Here is a 22849-nt window from a genome sequence, read left to right as displayed (position 1 = left end):
TATTATTTAAAAACGAAAAATAAAAATATACAATAATTTTTTTTGAATGAATAAATATTTTTTTGTTTCTTATTTTGCATAAAAACAACGGATTTTTTTGACAATAAAGAATAAATACGGTTAAATATAAATAACAGAACTATTAACGTGAAATATTTGGCATTTCCAATGACGAATATTTTTGAAAGGGCTTTCCGTAACGCGTTAAGCTATTCATGTAATCAAGAAAGAGGAGGCAGCAAAATGGATAAACCGATTCACGTATTTTCTGAAATAGGAAAATTGAAAACCGTCTTATTGAAAAGACCGGGACAAGAGGTAGAAAATTTAACCCCAGATATTATGGAACGTCTATTGTTTGATGATATTCCGTATCTTCCAGTCGCTCAGGACGAACATGATGAGTTCGCCAAAGTATTGCAAGACAACGGAACTGAAACCTTGTACTTAGAAAAGCTAGTTGCTGAAGCAATTGATGCGGGCAACGTCAAAGAAGAATTCTTAAATCGAATGTTGGATGAATCCTTTATTGACTCTGCCACGGTTCGTCAAGGATTGTTTGAATACTTATTGTCAATGGAAACCCAAGACATGGTTAATAAAATCATGGCGGGTGTTCGGACGAAAGAAATCGATGTCAAACCACACTCTTTATTTGATCTTTCAAAAGATGATGACTACCCATTCTTTATGGACCCAATGCCAAATCTATATTTCACACGAGATCCGTCCGCCTCAATCGGAAACGGAATGACAGTTAACAAAATGGCATTTGAAGCACGACGTCGGGAATCAATGTTTACAACCTATATCCTAAATCATCACCCACGCTTCGCAAATAAAGGTGTTGAAGTTTGGTTGGATCGTGATGTCGATGGGCATATTGAAGGTGGCGACGAACTAGTTCTTAGCGATGAAGTAGTAGCTATCGGAATTTCCCAACGGACGCATGCGCGTTCACTAGAAAAATTAGCCCGCAATTTGTTCGCAAAAAATGCTGGCTTTAAAAAAGTCTTGGCAATCAAAATCCCGCATAATCGCGCGATGATGCACTTAGATACTGTTTTTACAATGGTTGATTACGATAAATTTACGATTCATCCAGAAATTCAAGATGCTGACGGAAAAATCGACGTTTACACAATTGAACCAGATGGTGACGACATCAAAATTTCACATAGCCAAGATTTACATGGTACATTAAAAGCAGCATTGCATTTAGACGATTTGGTTTTGATTCCAACTGGAAACGGGGATGCTATTGTTGCACCTCGGGAACAATGGAATGACGGATCAAATACATTGGCAATCGCACCGGGTGTGGTAGTCACTTATAATCGTAACTATGTTTCCAATGAATTGTTGCGCAGCTATGGCATCAAAGTGTTGGAAATCCATTCAGGGGAATTGTCCCGCGGTCGTGGTGGCCCACGTTGCATGAGTCAACCTCTCGTTCGTGAAGATTTGAAAAAATAATTCGTTGACTTTTCCGAGGCGGTGATCTCATTGCCTTCGGATTCATTTAATGACCAAACTAAAGGAGAGTACCAATATGAAAGAATCTGTATTTCAAGGAAGAAGTTTATTAGCTGAGAAAGATTTCACCAAAGAAGAACTACAATACCTAATCGATTTTTCAGAACATTTAAAGGATCTAAAAAAACGCGGCATTCCTCATCACTATTTAGAAGGAAAAAATATCGCACTGCTTTTTGAAAAAACATCGACTCGGACACGGGCAGCCTTTACTACTGCTGCAGTGGATTTAGGTGCACATCCAGAATATTTGGGTGCGAATGATATCCAATTAGGAAAAAAAGAATCGACGGAAGATACAGCCAAAGTTCTTGGTCGGATGTTTGATGGAATTGAATTCCGCGGATTCAGTCAAAAAATGGTCGAAGAACTAGCAGAATTCTCCGGTGTACCTGTTTGGAACGGTTTGACAGATGAATGGCATCCAACGCAAATGATTGCTGACTTCTTAACAATCCAAGAAAACTTTGGAACGGTGGAAGGTATTACAGTTGCTTATTGTGGCGATGGTCGGAACAATATGGCAAATTCTTTATTGGTAACTGGTGCGATTTTAGGAACACATATGCGTATCGTGGCACCGAAAGAGTTACAACCGGACGAAGAAGTTGTGAAATTAGCAGAAGGTTTTGCAGCGAAGACAGGTGCGAAATTAATGATTACAGATGACGTAGATAAAGGCGTTGACGGTGCAGATGTTCTTTATTCTGATGTATGGGTTTCAATGGGAGAAGAAGACAAATTTGAAGAACGCATCAAATTACTGAAACCTTATCAAATCAATATGGAAATGATTGAAAAAACCCACAACACAGACAGACTGATTTTCTTGCACTGCTTGCCAGCATTCCATGATACAAAAACGGTTTACGGGGAACAAATGAAAGAAAAATTCGGTATCACGGAAATGGAAGTGACAGACGAAGTATTCAACAGCAAATATGCCCGTCAATTTGATCAAGCGGAAAATCGGATGCACTCCATTAAAGCCATCATGGCAGCAACTTTGGGCAACCTGTTTATTCCCCGAGTATAAATAAAAACTACTTACTTTAACAAAAGCGGGTCAGAACGTTGTAGGTTTGAAAAAACAGGCGACAGGCGCTGGCCCGCTTTGTCATTCTTAAAAATGTCGAAAAGGAGCGTGCCATCATGGCAAATCGTAAAGTTGTTGTCGCATTAGGGGGAAATGCTATTCTTTCTGATGACGCAACTGCCCAAGCACAACAAAGCGCGTTACGTGAAACTGCAAAATATTTAGTGAAATTTATTGAGCAAGGCGATGAATTGATTATCTCTCACGGAAACGGTCCACAAGTGGGAAACTTATTGATCCAGCAAGCAGCAGCCGATTCTGAAAAAACACCAGCAATGCCGCTTGATACCTGTGTCGCTATGACAGAAGGATCTATTGGGTATTGGCTGCAAAATGAAATGGGCAGTACTCTAAAAGAAAAAGGAATCGATAAAGATGTCGTTTCTTTAGTTACGCAAGTTATCGTCGATGAAAATGATCCTTCTTTCCAAAGTCCATCGAAACCAGTTGGTCCATTTTTTACTGAAACAGAAGCACAACAACAAATGAAAGAGACCGGCGCAACCTTTAAAGAAGATGCCGGTCGTGGCTGGCGAAAAGTAGTCGCTTCACCAAAACCAATTTCAATTAAGGAAGCACGAGTAATTGAAAGTCTGGTCAATCAAGGAGTGATTACCGTTTCAGTTGGAGGCGGTGGGATTCCCGTTGTTGAAACAGCTAACGGTTTAGAAGGTCGCGAAGCAGTGATCGATAAAGATTTTGCTTCAGAAAAATTGGCAGAAATCATTGAAGCAGATTTGCTGATTATTTTGACCGGAGTGGATAATGTTTATGTGAATTATCAAAAACCTGATCAAAAAAAATTAGAGACAGTTACTGTGGCTGAAATGAAGCAATACATCGAAGAGAACCAGTTCGCACCAGGCAGTATGCTGCCAAAAGTTCAAGCAGCAATCGAATTTGCTGAAGCTCGTCCAGAGGGCAAAGCAATCATCACTTCATTGGAAAACATCGAAAACCTATTAGCCAATGAAGAAGGAACGATTGTTGTCGCAAAATAAGTGAATCTATCGCGTAGGCGATTGGTTTATAGAAAACCTTGAAGTGTGTGATTTTCTCCTTTAGTGCATACTTCAAGGCTTTTAAAGAAACGTGAAAAGAAATTTTGATTAAAAATATTTAAAAATTAATTCGCAAACAGGAAAATACTAGCCATTCACAAAAACCTTTGCTATAATCAATGCAGTTTAATAAACGATTTGATGAACAAGAGAGTATCTTTTGATGAACGTATAGCGAGTTCGGGCAGGTGAGAGCCGAATGGGAAAACAAGAGAGAACCGCACTTGGGAAAATCTGCCTAGCAGACGGCTATCTACCGTTATTAGAGAAGCAGGTTCTTTTTAGAACAATTAGAGTGGTACCGCGGGTAATCTCGTCTCTGGTGAAGGATTCACTGGGGGCTTTTTTTGTTGCTTCAAATCATCTCTCAAAAAATCAAGGAGGAAGTAAAATGAATAATAAAGATGTCGTTGCAAAAGCTATTTATGAGGTAGTCAAGGATGATCTATCCTTAGAACAAGTAGAAAAATTATTGGAAAACCCAAAATCGGCAGATCACGGAGACGTGGCTTTTCCGGCTTTTGCATTAGCAAAAGCCTATCGTAAAGCACCACAACAAATCGCACCGGAATTAGCAGAAAAAATCGATGGGGCAGATTTTGAAAAAATCGAAGTAGTTGGACCTTATTTGAACTTTTTTATGAATAAAGCCAGCATCAGCGAAAAAGTATTGGCAACCGTCGTAAAAGAAAAGAATCATTACGGGGATGCTTCCATCGGCGAAAACAAAAATGTACCGATTGACTTGTCTTCACCAAACATTGCCAAACCAATTTCAATGGGACATTTACGTTCTACCGTAATCGGAAATTCCATTGGGTTTATTATGGAAAAAATCGGCTACAATCCGATTCGTATCAATCACTTGGGCGACTGGGGTACTCAATTTGGAAAATTGATTGTAGGTTACAAAAAATGGGGCTCTGAAGAAGCTGTTAAAGCTGAACCAATCAATGAATTATTACGTTTGTATGTTCAATTCCATGAAGTTGTTGAAACAGAACCAGAATTGGATGATGAAGCACGGGCTTGGTTCAAAAAATTAGAAGACGGCGACGAAGAAGCTGTTAGCTTATGGCAATGGTTCCGTGATGAATCCATGAAAGAGTTCAATAAAATTTATGACATGTTGGGTGTCGAGTTTGATTCTTTAAATGGGGAAGCTTTTTACAATGATAAAATGGATGAAGTCATCGAATTACTTGAAGAAAAACATCTGTTGAAAGAAGATAAGGGCGCAGAAATCGTTGACCTTTCTGCCTATGATCTAAACCCTGCTTTGATCCGTAAGTCAGACGGAGCCACTTTATATATCACTCGTGACTTGGCGGCTGCCTTGTATCGTAAACGGACGTATGACTTTGCCCAATCTATTTATGTTGTTGGGAATGAACAAAGCTATCACTTTAAACAATTAAAAGCTGTATTGAAGGAAATGGGCTTTGATTGGTCAGATGACATGCATCATATTGCATTTGGTTTGATTACCCAAGGCGGGAAGAAATTATCCACCCGTAAAGGAAAAATCGTTTTACTTGAAGAAGTTTTGAATCAAGCCATCGATTCTGCCAAGGAGCAAATTACAGAGAAGAATCCTGATTTGGAAAACAAAGATGAAGTAGCAAAACAAGTCGGCGTTGGAGCTGTGATTTTCCATGATTTAAAAAATGATCGTTTGAATACCTTTGACTTTACTTTGGAAGAAGTGGTGCGCTTTGAAGGAGAAACCGGTCCTTACGTACAATATACCCACGCACGAGCAATGAGCATTCTTGCCAAAGCCGGCTTTGTTCCTCAAGCCGATCAAAGTTACGCATTAGCTGATGAAGGAAGCTGGGAAGTCATCAAGCTGGTTCAAAAATATCCTGAAACAATCATGCAAGCAGCAGAAAAATTTGAACCATCTGTTATTGCAAAACACGCGATTAAATTGGCACAAGCTTTCAATAAATACTATGCTCAAACTAAAATTTTGGCAGATGACGGACAAAAAGATGCTCGTTTGGCATTAGTTTATGCCGTTACAGTCTTGTTGAAAGAAGATTTACGTCTCTTGGGACTTCATGCGCCAGACAAAATGTAAGAAAATAGCCAAAAAAAGACTGACATCGATTGATGTCAGTCTTTTCACTATGCTAATATGTGGTTTTTGAAATAGCGTTCCATTTTTTTTGCATCTTCTTCTGTTCGGGAGATAATAATGACCGTGTCAAAACCGGCGATGGTCGTTACTTTTTCAGGAATGTGGACTTCATCAATGACCGCTGTAATCAATTGGGCATTGTCCGGCAAAGTATTGACGATGGTCAAAAATTGAACCCGATCGACTTTCGTCACAACATCTTCGATCATGTGGATCAATCGTTGTTCTTCTTCCTGTCCGTCTTGTCCAAAACGTTCTCCTTGGAAAATTTCAAACCGTGCTTGACCGGTTTCGTCAGGGGCTTTGATGATTTTTAAATCGCGAATATCGCGGGAAATCGTTGCTTGCGTCGCAGTGACGCCTTTTTCTTCCAATAATCGAAGCAATTCTTCTTGAGTGCGGACTGTTTGGCTGCTAATGATCTGTTTAATTAGTAAGTGTCGGTCAGCTTTGCGCATAGTAGAATCTCCTTTATTCGTTTTGTTCCTTTCATCATAGCAAATCATTTTCCTTCTGCCCACTTTGATGAGTGAATTTTTATCCGTAAAAGCTGAATTTTCATCTTAATTGGTCAATAAGATTATGATTTTTATATTGAGAGAAGCGTTTAAAGTAACGTATTTTTTTGAATTGGAGTATACTTTACTTAGAAATAACTCGTTGCTTTCTTTTAGCAATGAAATTCTAAAGGAGTGAATCTTAATGGAAACTGGACAAGAAAAATTTTTGCATTTCTTTTTAGATCGCGTAGAAGCGGCCCATGTGGATGAGGCAAAAAAGCTATTAGTAAAGTCATTTGCAGATCAACAAGTAGAAAACTTTACCTATGCAGATTTTGAGAAACTGCAAGCAAAGCTTTTACCATTGGTTAAAGAAGATAAAGTAGATGAAGTCAAACAAGCAATGACTCATTTTTCACAAGGTTTAGCAAAATAAGTACTGAATTCAATAAACGCGTTCTCGATGAAAATCAGAAGAATGTGTTTTTTTTAACGGGAAAAATCGTTGCATTTTAGTTTTGCCTACTGTATACTGTTCTAGGTGTGAGCGAGTCTTGCACAAATCCACATTAAAGGTCTATTTACAGTCAGGGTGCTTTGCTTGCGAAGTCTGCTGTGGAGTTTACGGCTTTTAAGAGGAAAACAAAAACCAATTGGAGGAAACAAATCATGGCAGTAATCAGTATGAAACAATTGCTAGAAGCCGGCGTACACTTTGGACACCAAACACGTCGCTGGAACCCAAAAATGAAGAAATATATCTTCACTGAAAGAAACGGAATCTACATCATCGACTTGCAAAAAACAGTTAAATTAGTCGATGCAGCTTACGACTACATGAGAAACGTTGCAGAAGAAGGCGGCGTTGCATTGTTCGTAGGAACAAAAAAACAAGCACAAGAAGCGATTAAAGAAGAAGCTACCCGCGCAGGTCAATACTTTGTAAACCATCGTTGGTTAGGTGGAACTTTAACTAACTGGGAAACAATCCAAAAACGTGTTGCACGTTTGAAACAAATCAGCAAAATGGAAGAAGACGGTACATTTGATGTCCTTCCTAAAAAAGAAGTTGTTGGTTTGAACAAAGAACGTGAACGTCTTGAAAAATTCTTAGGCGGTATCGCTGATATGCCAAGAATTCCTGATGTAATGTACATCGTTGACCCACGTAAAGAACGCATTGCTGTTCAAGAAGCACACAAACTAAATATCCCAATCGTCGCTATGGTTGACACGAACTGTGATCCAGATGAAATCGACGTAGTTATCCCTTCAAATGATGATGCAATCCGTGCGGTAAAATTGATTACTGCTAAAATGGCTGATGCCTTCATCGAAGGAAATCAAGGGGAAGATCAAGTTGTAGAAGAAGATTTTGCAGCAGAAACTACTGAAAATGCAACTTCAATCGAAGAAATCGTTGATGTAGTAGAAGGCGACAATACTTCTGCTGATTCAGCTGAATAATTTTGAATGACGGAGCTGTTTCAAAGGCCAGGCGGTCAAGCCTCACTCTCCTTTGAAACAGCTTTTTTTAAGAAAATAATTATAAATCAACCAATTCAGGAGGGAATTTTTAAAATGGCAGACGTTACAGCTAAAATGGTAAAAGAACTGCGCGACATGACCGGCGTAGGAATGATGGATGCGAAACGCGCATTAGTAGAAGTAGAAGGCGATATGGAAAAAGCAGTGGATCTTTTACGTGAAAAAGGAATGGCTAAAGCTGCGAAGAAAAGCGATCGTATCGCTGCTGAAGGATTAGCAGCTGTTGCAGTAAAAGGCAACGTAGCTTCTATTGTTGAAATCAACTCAGAAACAGACTTTGTTTCTAAAAATGAAATGTTCCAAGACCTAGTTAAAGAAGTTGCGGAATTGATTGCTGAACATAAACCTGCTGACATGGAAGCTGCAATGAAGCTTGAAACAGCAAAAGGTACGATTGAAGCAACGATGATCGAAGCAACACAAGTAATTGGTGAAAAAATCAGCTTCCGTCGTTTTGAAGTTGTTGAAAAAGAGGATAACGCAGCATTTGGCGGTTACTTGCACATGGGCGGACGTATCGCTGTGTTAACTGTTTTAGAAGGAACAACAGACGATTCAGTAGCAAAAGATGTAGCAATGCACGTCGCAGCTATCAATCCTCGTTATGTAAACGAAAAAGAAATCCCTGCAGCAGAATTAGAACATGAAAAAGCTGTGTTGACAGAACAAGCATTAAACGAAGGCAAACCAGCTAAAATCGTTGAAAAAATGGTTGAAGGTCGTTTGAGCAAATTCAAAGCAGAAATCGCTTTGGTTGACCAACCATTTGTTAAAGATCCAGATATGACGGTTGAAAAATATGTGGCATCAAAAGGTGCAACGGTGAAATCATTCGTCCGCTTTGAAGTTGGCGAAGGAATCGAAAAACGCGAAGATAACTTTGTTGAAGAAGTTATGAGCCAAGTGAAAAAATAATTACTATTCAGTTGAATAGATGGGGACGCATGAATTGTGCGCTCCCTTTTTTTAAGCAAGTCTGTCAAGTTATTACTGGCATAACTTTAGCGATATGCTACAATAACAGTAGAGAAATACGGAGGAATCATAATGGCTAAAACAAAATATCAACGAGTTGTCCTAAAATTAAGTGGTGAAGCATTAGCGGGTGAAGACGGCTTTGGAATCAAACCACCAACCATCAAAGAAATCGTGAAACAAATCAAAGAAGTCCATGAGTTGGGCGTTGAGATGGCGATTGTAGTTGGCGGAGGCAATATCTGGCGAGGACAAATCGGCGCACAAATGGGAATGGAACGTGCCCAAGCAGATTATATGGGCATGTTGGCAACTGTCATGAACGCGTTGGCGTTGCAGGATACTCTTGAAAATGAAGGAGTACCGACACGAGTGCAAACATCTATCGAGATGCGTCAAATCGCTGAACCATACATTCGGCGCCGTGCTGAACGACACTTGGAAAAAGGACGAATTGTTATTTTTGCAGGCGGAACCGGCAATCCTTATTTCTCAACCGATACGACCGCAGCGTTGCGTGCGGCTGAAATCAATGCTGACGTTATTTTGATGGCAAAAAACAATGTGGATGGCGTATACTCTGCAGATCCAAAATTAGATGCTAATGCAGTGAAATTTGATGAATTGACTCATTTAGATGTGATTGCAAAAGGATTACAAGTAATGGATTCCACCGCAAGCTCATTAAGTATGGACAACGATATTCCGTTGGTTGTTTTCAATCTGAATGAAGCAGGTAATATCCGCCGTGCGGTTATGGGAGAAAATATCGGAACAACAGTTAGGGGGAAATAGTAATGGCAGATGCAATAATGGCAGAAGCAAAAGAAAAAATGAAAAAAGCTGCAGAAAGTTTGCAGCGTGATCTTGGTCAAATTCGTGCAGGTCGTGCGAATGCCAGCTTGATGGATCGTGTTTCAGTGATCTACTATGGCGCACCAACACCAATCAATCAATTGGCTTCAATCACCATTCCAGAGGCGAGAGTTTTGATGGTAACACCATTTGACAAATCGATCATTCAAGATATTGAAAAAGCGATTTTAACAAGTGATATCGGAATCACACCAGCAAATGACGGCAATGTGATTCGTTTAGTTATTCCACAACTGACGGAAGAACGCCGAAAAGAATTAGCAAAAGAAGTAAAAAAAGAAGCTGAAAATGCAAAAATTGCGATTCGCAACATTCGTCGTGATGCAATGGACAGCTACAAAAAACAACAAAAAGACGGTGATATCACCGAAGACGATTTGCGAGGAATGGAAAAAGATGTGCAAACGTTGACGGATGATAGCATCAAAGCAATCGATAAAATTGCTGCTGATAAAGAAAAAGAATTATTGGAAGTATAATTCGTAAGTACAAAAGAAATCTGGCGTGTTCGTCAGATTTCTTTTTTTTCAGTAAAATCACTACAACAAAGGTGATTTTTCATAGGAAACTTATGGAATTATTGTTATAATGGGGAAGATGAAATTGTAAATTCGTTAGGAGCCGAGCTTATGTTACGTTTTTTTCCACAAAAAAATAAATATATCCAGGAAACAGGCGACTTTGCGTTTGCACAAGATGGACCGATTCCTAAACATATAGCGATTATTATGGACGGAAATGGTCGCTGGGCACAAAATCGGCGCTTGCCACGGGTCGCGGGTCATAAAGAAGGAATGGAAACAGTCAAAACGGTTACCAAGCATGCGTCAAAACTTGGTGTCAAAGTGTTGACTCTTTATGCGTTTTCTACAGAGAACTGGAAACGACCGACAGATGAAGTCAATTTTTTGATGCAGCTGCCTGTCGATTTTTTTGATACCTTCGTTCCTGAATTGATCAAAGAAAATGTGCGGGTCCATGTGATGGGGTATACGGACTTGTTGCCGGCCCATACCCAAGGGGCGGTTGAAAGAGCCATGGAGCAAACCAAAGAAAATACGGGGATGATTCTAAATTTTGCGTTGAATTATGGCAGTCGTGCAGAAATCGTGACGGCTGTTCAAAATATTACGAAAAAAATAGAAAAAGAGACAATTTCTTCAGATGACATCACAGAAGAAATGATTGCAGATCATCTAATGACCGGTTTTTTACCTGTGGATTTGCGAGATCCGGAGCTGGTGATTCGAACGAGTGGAGAAGAACGAATCAGCAACTTTTTGTTATGGCAGATAGCATATAGTGAATTCTTTTTTACAAAAGCACTTTGGCCAGACTTTAACGGAGAGCTGTTAGAAATGGCAATTGCGTCCTTCCAAAATCGTGACCGACGATTTGGCGGACTGAAAAGCAAAGAGGAGGATAAATAGTGAAGCAACGTGTGATTACAGCGGTTGTTGCCTTGGCATTATTTTTGCCGATTATTTATGTGGGTGGCATCGCTATTGAAATTACGGCGGCCTTGTTGGCAATCGTTGGGGTTTATGAGCTTTTTAGAATGAAAGGATTGAATATTGTTAGTTTTGAAGGAATCATTTCAGCAATCGGTGCCGTTTTTCTGGTGTTGCCGATCAATCGCTGGTTGATTTTGCCGGAACAGACAAATCCTTATTTACTTTTTTATTTGACAGTGATGATTTTGTTGGGAGTCTCCGTTGTTTCTAAAAATACGTATACGATTGATGAAGCGGGTTTTCCAGTAATCGTTAGTTTGTATGTTGGTGTTGGGTTCCAAAACTTCGTCGCAGCGCGAAGTGAAAGTTTGACGGTATTAGTTTTTGGTTTGTTTGTTGTTTGGGCGACGGACATCGGTGCCTATATGGTTGGTCGCAGATACGGCAGAAAAAAATTATGGCCGGAAATTTCACCTAATAAAACGGTAGAAGGCGCTCTGGGCGGAATTTTAAGTGCAGTGATAGTGGCTGCAATTTATTTACTACTATTTCCAGGGAAACAATTTTTTGGACACAGTACACCGATTATGTTGATTTTGACCATTGTTTTTTCCGTTGTTGGTCAATTTGGTGATTTAGTAGAGTCAGCGATCAAACGGCATTACGGAGTCAAAGATTCAGGAAATATTCTACCAGGACACGGCGGAATTTTAGATCGCTTTGACAGTTTATTATTCGTTTTCCCTATTATGCATTTATTAGGAGTTTTTTAAAAGAAACCGTACTGTAGTTGCTTTGAGCGGCTACAGTTTTTTTCTAATCAATCCAAAAAGGGATGATTGGTTATTCATTTCCGGTATGATAGAATAGAAAAGAGTTTTAATTTGATTTTAATACACTTTGAAAGTGAGGAAACAAGATGAAAACAGCTTTGACATTTATCATTGTCTTTGGTGTTATCGTAATCATACATGAATTTGGTCACTTCTTTTTTGCAAAACGTGCGGGAATCTTAGTGCGGGAATTTGCTATCGGAATGGGGCCAAAAATTTATGGTCATCAAGGAAAAGACGGTACAACGTATACATTACGATTATTGCCAATTGGTGGATATGTTCGCATGGCAGGGATGGGGGAAGATGAAACGGAGCTTTCACCGGGCATGCCCATTGCACTTTTACAAAATGAGCAAGGAGATATCACCAAAATCAATACCAGTAAAAAAATCCAGTTACCAAATGGATTTCCAATGGAGTTGGCAGAAGCTGATTTGGAAGATAAGCTGACGATTTCCGGGTACATCAATGGCGATGAGAGCCAGTTAGTGACCTATTCTGTTTTGCATGATGCGACGATTATTGAGCAGGATGGCACCGAGGTTCGTATTGCACCACGGGATGTCCAATTCCAATCAGCAAAACTATGGCAACGGATGTTGACAAATTTTGCCGGACCTATGAATAATTTTATTTTAGCGATTTTACTTTTTATTTTTATTACCTTCATGCAAGGTGGCGTTACTATCACCAATACAAATGCAATTGGTGAAGTTCTTCCCGATGGGGTGGCGGCACAAGCCGGACTGGAGGAGAAGGATAAAATTGTCAGTATCGACGGAGAAAAGATCAATAATTGGAATGAATTAACAACGATTATTACTGAAAATCCTGATAAGGAACTGACCTTTGAAGTACAAAGAGGATCGGAAAAATTTGAAAAGACAATCACACCTGAAGCTGAGAAAAGCGGCAATCAAACAGTGGGAAAACTAGGTATTCACGTACCGATGGATACTGGATTTTCTGCTAAAATCACTGGCGGATTTCGACAGGCAATCGACAGTTCACTAGCAATTTTTACCGCATTAGGGAGTTTGATTGTGCAACCGGATATTAATAAATTGGGCGGACCAGTAGCAATGTTTCAAATGTCCTCTCAGGCAGCTGAGCAGGGTCCAATGACGGTGTTATTACTGATGGCAGTTTTATCGATGAATCTGGGAATCTTTAATTTATTGCCGATTCCTGCATTGGATGGTGGAAAATTAGTTTTAAATATTTTTGAAGGCGTTAGAGGCAAACCTTTGAGTCAAGAAAAGGAAGGCATACTGACACTTGTCGGCTTTGGGTTGCTGATGGTGTTGATGGTCTTTGTTACGTGGAATGATATCCAACGTTTCTTTTTCTAAAATAGTTGGTAGCTAAGTTCAAAGGTAAAGGAGAAAAAAATGAAGCAATCAAAGATGTTGATTCCAACTTTGCGGGAAGTACCAAACGAAGCAGAAGTATTGAGCCATAAAATGCTGATTCGAGCGGGGTATATCCGACAGTTTTCATCCGGCAGTTATTGTTATCTGCCCCTTGCATACCGAGTGTTAGAAAAAATCAAACAAATCATACGCGAAGAGTTGACAGCAATCGATGCGCAGGAAATGCAAATGCCGCTGTTGCTGTCAACTGAATTGTGGGAAGAATCTGGTCGTTTGGAGACGTATGGTTCTAATCTCTATCGGCTGAATGATCGCAGTGAACGCACCTATCTTTTAGCGCCAACTCATGAGGAAGCGTTTACGGCATTGATTCGGGATGAAGTCAGTTCGTATAAACGCTTGCCAATCAATCTTTTTCAGATTCAAACAAAATTTCGTGATGAAAAAAGACCCCGTTTTGGACTGTTACGTAGCAAAGAATTTATTATGAAAGACGGCTATTCTTTTCATGGAACAAAAGAAAGTTTGGAGAAAACCTATCAACTATACGATCAGGCGTATCGTCGAATCTTTTCTCGCTGCGGTTTAGCAGTCCGTGGCATCATCGGAAACGGCGGGGCAATGGGTGGCAAAGATTCAAAAGAATATATGCTAGTTTCTGAAATTGGAGAGGATACGGTTTGCTTTTCAACGGAAAGTGAATATGCGGCCAACCTCGAAATGGCAACAAGTCAATATGTTGCTAAACGATCCCATGAAACTTTGAAGGAACGTCAAAAACTAGCAACACCCGGTGTCAAAACCATTGCAGAAGTTGCAGACTTTTTGAACGTTGAACCGCAAAAAATCATTAAATCCGTGCTTTTTTTAGCTGATGATGCGCCAATCATGGTTTTGGTCCGGGGAGATCATGAAGTAAATGAAGTGAAAATTAAAAACTATCTTCAAGTGGAACGATTGATTCCAGCGACTAATGAAGAAGCTGTTGCTCTGCTTGCGGCAGATTTTGGATCAATTGGACCCGTTGAGCTGCCTCAAGGAATTGAAATTTATAGTGATTTTTATGTAAAGGACCTGACAAATGCGGTCACAGGGGCAAATAGCACGGACTATCATTTTGTTAACGTGAATCCTGGCCGTGATTTTCAACCGGCAGCTTACGGTGATTTTCGTTTTGTTAGAGAAGGAGAACCATCACCAGACGGTCACGGCGTGTTGACCTTTGCTAAAGGGATTGAATTGGGTCACATTTTTAAACTAGGGACACGATACAGTCAGGCATTGGGGGCGATGGTCCTTGATGAAAACGGACAGAAAATTCCCGTTGAAATGGGCAGTTATGGGATCGGTGTCAGCCGCTTGTTGGCAGCAATTGTTGAACAACATGCAGATGAAGAAGGAATCAACTGGCCCAAGGGAATCGCGCCTTTTGATTTGCATGTCATCCAAGTAAATATGGAGGATAACTTCCAAACAGAACTTATCGAGGAATTAGCAACGACTTTGACTGCGGCAGATTACGAAGTGTTGGTGGATGATCGCGAGGAACGAGCTGGTGTCAAATTTGCAGATGCGGATTTAATCGGCTGTCCTTTGCGAATCACCGTTGGGAAAAAAGCCAGAGACGGGGTTGTAGAAGTTAAAATCAAGAATACCGGTGCAATGGTTGAGGTTCGTAAAGAAGAACTGGTAGACACAATCGCCATTTTACTTGATACATTGGATGAACCGTACTGAGTGACGAAAAAAATGAGGAGGTCGAAAGCGACTCCTTATTTTTTTTAATGAAAAATCAATCAAAGCACGTTATACTAGAAACTGTTGAATGAAAAAGGGAGGAAAATGAACTTGTCAAAAAATAGAGAAACCTTTGAAATACTTTTGGATCAAATTCAGCTTGAGCCACAAGAACGACAACATCCCTTAATTTCTACCGGTGAAATCAAAGAAGTCATTGTCCATCGTCAATCTAAGGTTTGGTCATTCGTCTTTTCTTTTGATCAAATATTGCCGGTTTTTTTGTATCAATCTTTTCGCCAGCATTTAGAAATGGCGTTTAAGGAAATTGCTCAGGTCGCAGTAACCATCGAAACGAAGGATTCAGGATTTGATGAAGTTCTACTTCAAGAATATTGGGGAGTAGCTATTGCAAACAATGCGTGTGATACGCAACTGGTTCAGCAAACCATCAAGTCTCAACTGCCACTTTTGAAAGAAAAGAAAGTTCTTTTGCCTATTTCTAATGAAGCAGTTATTCCGTATATGGTTCAGCAATACTTGCCAATTGTCGAACAAAGTTATCGGCAAATGGGTTTTCCCGCATTTCGCATTGAACCGCAAGTAGATGAACAACAAGCAAAAGCGGCTTTGCAGGAATTGGAAACAAAAAAAGAAGAACAAGCGCAGGCCTTTATGCAACAAGCAGCTGAAAATTTGGCAGCCCACGAACAACGGAAAAAAGAAAAGAAAGAGCGGGGACCTGCGCTTGAAGGACCGATTCAGCTGGGAAGAAATATTCCAACGGATGAACCAATTACACCGATGGGAAATATTTTGGAAGAAGAACGGCGAATCACGATTGAAGGGTATGTTTTTGACAAAGAAGTGCGGGAATTGCGTTCTAAACGAAAAATTCTCACGCTGAAAATTACAGATTATACCTCTTCTTTCATTGTTAAGAAATTTTCCAATAATGAAACCGATGAGCAAATTTTTGATGCGATCGCAAAGGGAAGCTGGCTAAAAGTTCGCGGAAGTATTCAAGAAGATACCTTCATGCGGGATTTAGTAATGAATGCGCAGGATTTGATAGAAGTAAAGCATCCTGAACGGAAAGATTATGCACCAGAAGGAGAAAAACGGGTCGAATTGCATCTGCATTCAAATATGAGTACGATGGATGCGACAAATAATGTGGCAGACCTTGTTGCTCAAGCCGGACGCTGGGGTCATAAAGCCATTGCCATCACTGATCACGGTGGGGCTCAATCGTTTCCTGATGCCCATCAAGCAGGTCAAAAAGCTGGCGTGAAGATTTTGTACGGGGTTGAAGCTAATGTCGTCGATGATGGGGTATTGATTGCTTACAATGATCAACATATTTCCTTGACCGATGCGACTTATGTGGTGTTTGACGTGGAAACGACTGGACTTTCTGCAGTATATGACACAATCATCGAACTCGCTGCTGTCAAAATGCATAAGGGGAATGTGATCGATACTTTTGACGAATTCATTGATCCTGGGCATCCATTATCAAATACCACGGTGAATTTAACAGGGATCACGGATGAAATGGTTCGCGGATCTAAGTCAGAAAGAGAAGTACTAGAAGCTTTTCGTGCATTTTCGGAAAATACGATATTAGTGGCTCACAATGCGTCTTTTGATATGGGCTTTCTTAATACAACCTATCGACGATTGTCCTTGCCAGAAACGCAGGCTCCTGTCATCGATACCTTAGAATTGGCCCGCTATCTTTATCCGGAATTCAAACGATTTGGACTGGGTGTGCTGTCTAAAAAATTCGGTGTTGGTTTGGAACAACATCACCGGGCAATCTATGACTCGGAAGCTACTGGACATTTGGCGTGGATCTTTGTTAAAGAGGCCATGGAAAAGCACGACATGTTTTACCACGATGACTTGAATCGGCATGTCGGCGGAGAAAATTCTTTTAAAGCGGCCCGACCGTTCCATGCAACGATATTAGCGCAGACACAAGATGGACTAAAAAATCTGTTCAAGCTGATTTCTATGTCGAATATTACTTATTTCCACGGAAAAGTTCCACGGATTCCTCGGTCAGAGTTGGTTAAGCTGCGTTCAGGATTACTGGTTGGAACAGCCTGCGACAAAGGTGAAGTTTTCGTAGCGATGATGCAAAAAGGTGTTGAAGCAGCACGAGAATTGGCAAAATTTTATGATTATATTGAAGTTATGCCAAAAGAAGTCTATGCACCCCTGATTGAACAAGAACTGATCAAAAATGAGAAAGATCTGGAAGAAATCATCCGAAATTTAGTTGAGATCGGACATGAATTGAATAAACCGGTCGTAGCTACAGGAAATGTCCATTATCTAAATGAAGAGGATGCAATTTATCGAAAAATTTTGATTAATTCAATGGGAGGCGCCAATCCATTGAATCGTCACAGTTTGCCGGATGTTCATTTTCGAACGACAGATGAAATGCTGACTGCTTTTCAATTTTTAGGTGCGGAAACAGCAAAAGAAATCGTGGTCGAAAATCCCAATAAAATTGTTGATTTGTGTGAAACAATTATTCCTGTGAAGGATAAATTGTACACGCCGAAAATTCCTGGATCAGAACAAGAAATCACGGATCTAAGTTACAAACGAGCAAAAGAATTGTACGGTGATCCATTACCTGAGATTGTAGAAAAACGATTGGAAAAAGAATTGCATTCAATTATCGGAAATGGCTTTTCGGTTATCTACTTGATTGCCCAAAAACTGGTGCATAAAAGTAATGCGGATGGGTATTTGGTTGGTTCCCGAGGATCGGTAGGCTCAAGTTTCGTGGCAACTATGACAGGGATTACCGAGGTAAATCCTTTAGCACCACATTATCATTGTCCAAATTGTCAGTACTCTGAATTTTATGAAGATGGCTCTTACGGTTCGGGATTTGACATGCCGGAGAAAGCCTGTCCTAATTGCGGCACCCGCTTGAAAAAAGATGGACATGATATTCCTTTTGAAACCTTCCTTGGCTTCCATGGCGATAAGGTACCGGATATTGATTTGAATTTCTCAGGGGAATATCAACCAGAAGCCCATAATTACACGAAAGTACTTTTTGGTGAAGACTATGTTTATCGGGCAGGGACGATTGGTACCGTGGCAGATAAAACTGCTTATGGTTTTGTTAAGGGATATGAACGCGACCACAACCTGCATTTCCGCGGGGCAGAAGTAGATCGTTTGGCAAAAGGTGCCACAGGCGTAAAACGAACCACAGGTCAACATCCCGGCGGTATTATTGTTATTCCAGATTATATGGATGTATATGATTTTACACCGATTCAGTATCCAGCAGATGATCTGAATTCAGAATGGCGAACGACTCACTTTGATTTCCACTCGATCCATGACAATATTTTGAAGCTTGATATTTTAGGGCATGATGATCCGACCGTGATTCGAATGCTGCAGGATCTTTCAGGAATCGATCCCAAAACAATTCCCACAGATGATCCAGAGGTAATGCGGATCTTTGACGGTCCAGAGGTATTGAATGTGGAGGAAAATCAAATCTATTCCAAAACGGGTACTTTGGGAATTCCAGAATTTGGGACACGTTTTGTTCGAGGAATGCTGGAAGAAACCCACCCTTCAACCTTTGCTGAATTGCTGCAAATTTCGGGTCTGTCTCATGGGACGGATGTTTGGTTGGGGAATGCCGAAGAACTGATCCGTCGAGGAGAAGCTACATTGGCAAACGTAATCGGTTGTCGGGATGATATCATGGTTTATTTGATGCACGCCGGCTTGGACAGCGGGATGGCCTTTAAAATTATGGAAACAGTTCGTAAAGGACAATGGAATAAAATTCCAGAAGATTTGCGGGAAACGTACCTGAAAGCCATGAGAGAAAATAACGTCCCTGAATGGTACATTGACTCCTGTTCAAAAATAAAATATATGTTTCCAAAAGCCCATGCAGCAGCCTATGTGTTGATGGCGTTACGGGTAGCATACTTTAAAGTGTATTTTCCAATTCTTTATTACTGTGCTTATTTTTCCGTTCGAGCAGATGACTTTGATTTGATATCAATGGCAAAAGGGAAAGATGCCGTTAAAGCAAGCATGAAAGAAATCATGGATAAAGGTATGGATGCTTCTACGAAAGAAAAAAATATGTTGACGGTTTTAGAACTGGCGAATGAAATGATCGAACGAGGATTTGAGTTCGGCATGATTGACTTGTATAAATCGGATGCAGAAAACTTTGTCATTGAAGGAAATAAATTGATTGCACCATTTCGAGCAGTCCCAAGTTTGGGGACCAACGTGGCAAAACAAATCGTTGAAGCACGAAAAGACGGACCATTCTTATCTAAAGAAGATCTTGCCAATCGAGGAAAAGTTTCAAAAACCTTGATTGAATACATGACGGAAAATGGTGTATTGAAGGATCTGCCGGATGAAAATCAATTATCCTTGTTTGATATGTTATAAAAAAAGCCTGAGAAGCGAATAAAGTGTACCCTTTGTAAAGGACATTTTGAAAAAGCCTAGGCGACTTGTTGAAGCTGCTGTCTGTATTTTACAGGCGGCAGCTTTTTTAAATTCCACTGGCCTCGGTAATGATTGTAATACGTCATATAACTCTTAATCTCTCGTTTTACTTCTTCTAATGTTTCGCACTCATTTAGATTTGTTTCATCTTTAAAATGCCCAAAGAATGACTCTTGGGGTGCGTTATCCCAACAGTTTCCTCGGCGTGACATGGATTGTCCTAATCCCATTTTCTTCACAAGCTTTTGGAATTGGGAGCTTGTATAATGAACACCCTGATCAGAATGGATAAAGGCATCTTCTGTTAGATGGTGATGCTTCTTCAATTTATAAAGCGTATTGAGCGCAATTTCTATACTTAATGAAGAAGATACTTCATACGCTAAAATTTCATTTGTTTCAGCGTCTTTAATCGTTGATAGATAAGCACGTTTACCACCTCTATAGGTTAAATATGTGATATCAGTTAATAGTACTTTTCCTGCAACACCTTGCTTGAAATGACGATTTAATTTATTTTCGCAAGTGCGATGTTCTTTCGTTGCTTTCGCCATACGACGTGCTGGATTCGCTTTTCGAATGGGGCAGGTAATTTTAAATTTCTTCATAATACGGCGTATGCGTTTCAAGTTGTATGTGATTCCATACTGATTTTGAAGCGTCATTTTAATTTGGCGTGCTCCTTTTTTGCGTCCTCGGAAATGATACGCCTTTAAAATGATTTCCATTACTACTTCATCTGCTTGTTCCTGTGTAGCACGATTTTGTGCTGATTCTTCCGTGAAGTAATTGTAATAACCTGAACGAGACACTTCCATTACTTCGCAGAGATAGCTCACCATATGCTTCAATTTGTACTTTTTAATCGTTTGGTTAATCAGTTTAAATTTTAATTGTGGTGCGATTTTTATTTCTTCTTCAACATCTGCCTTTCGAGTAGATCGAGCTTTTTTAGAAGTTCATTCTCCGCCTCAAGTAAACGGTTTTTCGCTTCTAATCGTGCAATCTTTTCCTCTAATGTTAACTCACGCTCTGATGGTCTACCTGAGTTCGTTTTACGTGTATCTTGTAACCCTTCTACACATGCTTTACGGAAAGCGGCACGCCAACGTTTACTTGCAGCTTTCACACGTTCAACACCAATCAATTCAATATTAAGACCAGCTTCTTCAAATATTTCGCGTGGCAGTTTACCTTTCTTGTTTTCCGAAATAAAATGACGTTTAAATTCATCTGTATACGTGATCGCCTTTTCACTCACCGCTTGCACATGAGGATTACATTTCAGTTGTTCTTGTTCTTTTTTAGTTAATAATCTTTTCGTCATTCTAGTTCCGCTCCAACTTCTTTTTTCTCATTATAAACAAAAGTACCCTATCAGAAGGACTTTTTTCAAAGTGTTTATCTGATAGGGTACATTTTAGAAAACTTCTCGGTTTTTTTTTCAAGCATTAGTTGGAAGGTGTTATTAGAATGTGTGGTACACTGGCTTCGAGGTGAAGAAAATGCGTAATACTTGGTTGGCGGAGCAGTTGAATTTGTTGAAGAAGGAAAATCCCCTCGTGATTGAGGAAACAATCCGTTATATTGAGCAGCTAGAAGATGACAACGAAAGTCTGCAGGTCTCTCTTGAAGGAACGATCTGGAGTCCTCGCTTGTGGAACCAACCATCCACAGCACAGCAAAAAAATAAGCCGGAATAGCTCCGACTTATTTTTTTGTTAATTTGACAACGACTTCGCAACGCGCAGTTTGGGGGAACATGTCTACTGATTGTAAGTAATGAATGTCGTAGATTTTTGCTAGTTGAACAAGGTCACGTGCTAAAGTAGAAACATTACAGGAAATATAAACTAATTTTTCAGGTGGATAAGCAACCAGTGTTTTTAGTAATTGATTGTCCAGCCCGGTTCGTGGAGGATCAACAATGATTGCATCCGGCTCAAAGCCCTCGTGAAACCATTTTGGAATCAATTCTTCTGCTGCACCGGTTTCATAGTGGGTATTTGTCATGCCCATTGCTTGCGCATTGTGTTGGGCATCAGTGATTGCTTGCGGAATGATATCCATTCCTCGGACCTCTTTTGCTAAAGAAGCTAAACTTAATCCAATCGTCCCTACACCACAATAAGCATCTACCAGTGTTTCATTTTTTTGCAGTGCCAATGCTTTGCGAGCCTCATCATAGAGAGTAGCGGTTTGTTCAGGATTTAATTGAAAAAAAGCTCGGGCAGATAGATCAAATGTTAAGTCGTTCAGTCGTTCTTGAATGCTTTCTTTTCCCCATAAATGGATGGTTTCATCTCCCATGATGACAGAAGTTTTTTGATTTTGAACATTTTGCATAATGGAAACAACTTCTGGTAGTTGCGCGTTGATTTCCCGAATCAGAGCATTTTTTTTCGGTAATTTAGGTGTACTAGTGACAAAAACAATCTGGAGCTCACCAGTTTCGACACCTTCTCTAACCATTAAGGTTCGCAAAATTCCGGCATTTTTTCGTTCATCATAAATAGGCAGATGGTACTCATTAATCAGTTGCACTAGTAGGTTGATTACTTTTTGTGTTGCGGGATGCTGGACGATGCAGTCGTCAATTGCTACTAATCGATGAGAATTGGTTTCGTATAAGCCGGCTTCTGCAAGTTGGGTCTTTTCATTGAAACGCAACTGGAATTGTGCCTTGTTCCGATAGCGCCAAGGATCATCCATGCCGATGGTTTCCTTTAGTTGATACTTTTTATAGCCTTCTGGTTTGAATTTTTCTAAAGCCTGTTTTAATAAATCTTTTTTGAAATCCAATTGTTTTGGATAGGCAAGGTGCTGCAACTGACATCCTCCGCAACGATCATAAAAAACACAGGGAGGTGTCATGCGGTCTGGACTGCTTTTAATGATCTTAGTCAGTTCAGCTTCTGCAAATCGGGGATTAACCTGAGTAATGGTCGCCAGTATCTCCTCAGTCGGCAGAGCTTTTGGAACAAAAACAATCAGACGTTTATAATAGCCGATTCCTTCGCCATTAATTCCCAGACGTTTGATTTTTAATTTTATTGTTTGCCCATTTTTTACTATTGTTTCAGCCATAATTGCTCCTCATGTAAATAAATTTCTGTTTTTATTTTACCATAGAATTGTCGGAGAAAGTTCTTTTTTGTGGTAAACTAGAATATATGTTCGTAAGGAG

The 22849-nt window shown here is 40.0% G+C and carries 18 protein-coding genes and 1 other annotated feature; of the genes, 15 read left to right on the top strand and 3 right to left on the bottom strand.

The annotated features are described in order from the left end of the window. Positions 1 to 243: 243 nt before the first annotated feature. The 4 genes from arcA (at position 244) to argS (ending at position 5776) form a co-directional block, all read left to right on the top strand. Positions 244 to 1476 (top strand): arginine deiminase, encoded by a 1233-nt coding sequence (arcA, locus tag BN1875_RS01405; RefSeq protein ID WP_048603092.1) that lies wholly within the window; start codon positions 244 to 246, stop codon positions 1474 to 1476. A gap of 76 nt (positions 1477 to 1552) precedes the next feature. Beyond that, positions 1553 to 2572, top strand: coding sequence for an ornithine carbamoyltransferase (gene argF / locus BN1875_RS01400; protein ID WP_048603091.1), 1020 nt, complete (start codon positions 1553 to 1555; stop codon positions 2570 to 2572). 116 nt (positions 2573 to 2688) lie between these two features. Beyond that, positions 2689 to 3633, top strand: coding sequence for a carbamate kinase (gene arcC, locus BN1875_RS01395; protein ID WP_048603090.1), 945 nt, complete (start codon positions 2689 to 2691; stop codon positions 3631 to 3633). A gap of 192 nt (positions 3634 to 3825) precedes the next feature. Continuing rightward, positions 3826 to 4017: a binding site (T-box leader), on the top strand. A gap of 67 nt (positions 4018 to 4084) precedes the next feature. Then, the gene (gene argS / locus BN1875_RS01390) at positions 4085 to 5776 is read left to right on the top strand and encodes an arginine--tRNA ligase (protein ID WP_048603089.1); all 1692 of its coding nucleotides are present in this window, start codon (positions 4085 to 4087) and stop codon (positions 5774 to 5776) included. A 47-nt stretch (positions 5777 to 5823) separates the two neighbouring features. Here the strand turns inward: argS and BN1875_RS01385 are convergent, their stop codons facing one another. Continuing rightward, entirely contained in the window at positions 5824 to 6294 is a 471-nt protein-coding gene (locus tag BN1875_RS01385) for an arginine repressor (protein ID WP_048603088.1), read from the bottom strand. A 244-nt stretch (positions 6295 to 6538) separates the two neighbouring features. On the opposite strand from BN1875_RS01385, the gene BN1875_RS01380 reads away from it, so the two are divergent. From BN1875_RS01380 to BN1875_RS01335, 10 genes are all read left to right on the top strand, one after another. After that, positions 6539 to 6772: a hypothetical protein gene (locus tag BN1875_RS01380; RefSeq protein WP_048603087.1), complete on the top strand. Its 234-nt coding sequence runs from the start codon at positions 6539 to 6541 to the stop codon at positions 6770 to 6772. A 233-nt stretch (positions 6773 to 7005) separates the two neighbouring features. Then, on the top strand, positions 7006 to 7803 hold the full coding sequence (rpsB, locus tag BN1875_RS01375; RefSeq protein WP_048603086.1) for a 30S ribosomal protein S2: 798 nt from the start codon (positions 7006 to 7008) through the stop codon (positions 7801 to 7803). Positions 7804 to 7917: 114 nt separating this feature from the next. Beyond that, on the top strand, positions 7918 to 8799 hold the full coding sequence (gene tsf / locus BN1875_RS01370) for a translation elongation factor Ts (RefSeq protein ID WP_048603085.1): 882 nt from the start codon (positions 7918 to 7920) through the stop codon (positions 8797 to 8799). A 132-nt stretch (positions 8800 to 8931) separates the two neighbouring features. Continuing rightward, complete coding sequence (gene pyrH / locus BN1875_RS01365; RefSeq protein WP_048603084.1) at positions 8932 to 9654, top strand: UMP kinase; 723 nt, start codon at positions 8932 to 8934, stop codon at positions 9652 to 9654. A gap of 2 nt (positions 9655 to 9656) precedes the next feature. Beyond that, positions 9657 to 10214: a ribosome recycling factor gene (gene frr / locus BN1875_RS01360; protein WP_048603083.1), complete on the top strand. Its 558-nt coding sequence runs from the start codon at positions 9657 to 9659 to the stop codon at positions 10212 to 10214. Between the two features lie 150 nt (positions 10215 to 10364). Next, a complete protein-coding gene (locus BN1875_RS01355) occupies positions 10365 to 11165 on the top strand; it encodes an isoprenyl transferase (RefSeq protein ID WP_048603082.1) in 801 nt (266 codons plus the stop codon). Then, complete coding sequence (locus BN1875_RS01350; RefSeq protein WP_048603081.1) at positions 11165 to 11962, top strand: phosphatidate cytidylyltransferase; 798 nt, start codon at positions 11165 to 11167, stop codon at positions 11960 to 11962. The genes BN1875_RS01355 and BN1875_RS01350 overlap by 1 nt, the downstream gene beginning before the upstream one ends. A 146-nt stretch (positions 11963 to 12108) precedes the next feature. After that, positions 12109 to 13377: an RIP metalloprotease RseP gene (gene rseP, locus BN1875_RS01345; RefSeq protein WP_048603080.1), complete on the top strand. Its 1269-nt coding sequence runs from the start codon at positions 12109 to 12111 to the stop codon at positions 13375 to 13377. 39 nt (positions 13378 to 13416) lie between these two features. Then, positions 13417 to 15135, top strand: coding sequence for a proline--tRNA ligase (locus BN1875_RS01340; protein ID WP_048603079.1), 1719 nt, complete (start codon positions 13417 to 13419; stop codon positions 15133 to 15135). A 105-nt stretch (positions 15136 to 15240) separates the two neighbouring features. Then, on the top strand, positions 15241 to 19602 hold the full coding sequence (locus BN1875_RS01335) for a PolC-type DNA polymerase III (protein WP_390622573.1): 4362 nt from the start codon (positions 15241 to 15243) through the stop codon (positions 19600 to 19602). 56 nt (positions 19603 to 19658) lie between these two features. On the opposite strand, the gene BN1875_RS13440 is transcribed toward BN1875_RS01335, so the two are convergent. After that, positions 19659 to 20989, bottom strand: a protein-coding gene (locus BN1875_RS13440) for an IS3 family transposase (RefSeq protein WP_231586057.1) whose coding sequence is annotated in 2 segments (ribosomal slippage) — positions 19659 to 20608 and positions 20608 to 20989 — 1332 coding nt in all. Because the reading frame shifts where the segments join, the coding sequence is not laid out codon by codon here. Positions 20990 to 21167: 178 nt separating this feature from the next. On the opposite strand from BN1875_RS13440, the gene BN1875_RS01320 reads away from it, so the two are divergent. Continuing rightward, positions 21168 to 21365 (top strand): hypothetical protein, encoded by a 198-nt coding sequence (locus tag BN1875_RS01320; RefSeq protein ID WP_048603076.1) that lies wholly within the window; start codon positions 21168 to 21170, stop codon positions 21363 to 21365. 7 nt (positions 21366 to 21372) lie between these two features. Here the strand turns inward: BN1875_RS01320 and rlmD are convergent, their stop codons facing one another. Next, the gene (gene rlmD, locus BN1875_RS01315; RefSeq protein ID WP_048603075.1) at positions 21373 to 22749 is read right to left on the bottom strand and encodes a 23S rRNA (uracil(1939)-C(5))-methyltransferase RlmD; all 1377 of its coding nucleotides are present in this window, start codon (positions 22747 to 22749) and stop codon (positions 21373 to 21375) included. Positions 22750 to 22849: the final 100 nt, after the last annotated feature.

The sequence above is a fragment of the Enterococcus massiliensis genome, assembly GCF_001050095.1.
GTDB classification, from domain to species: Bacteria; Bacillota; Bacilli; order Lactobacillales; family Enterococcaceae; genus Enterococcus_C; species Enterococcus_C songbeiensis.
Note: the sequence above shows the minus strand (reverse complement) of the source record. Positions and strands in the feature narration are given on the sequence as shown.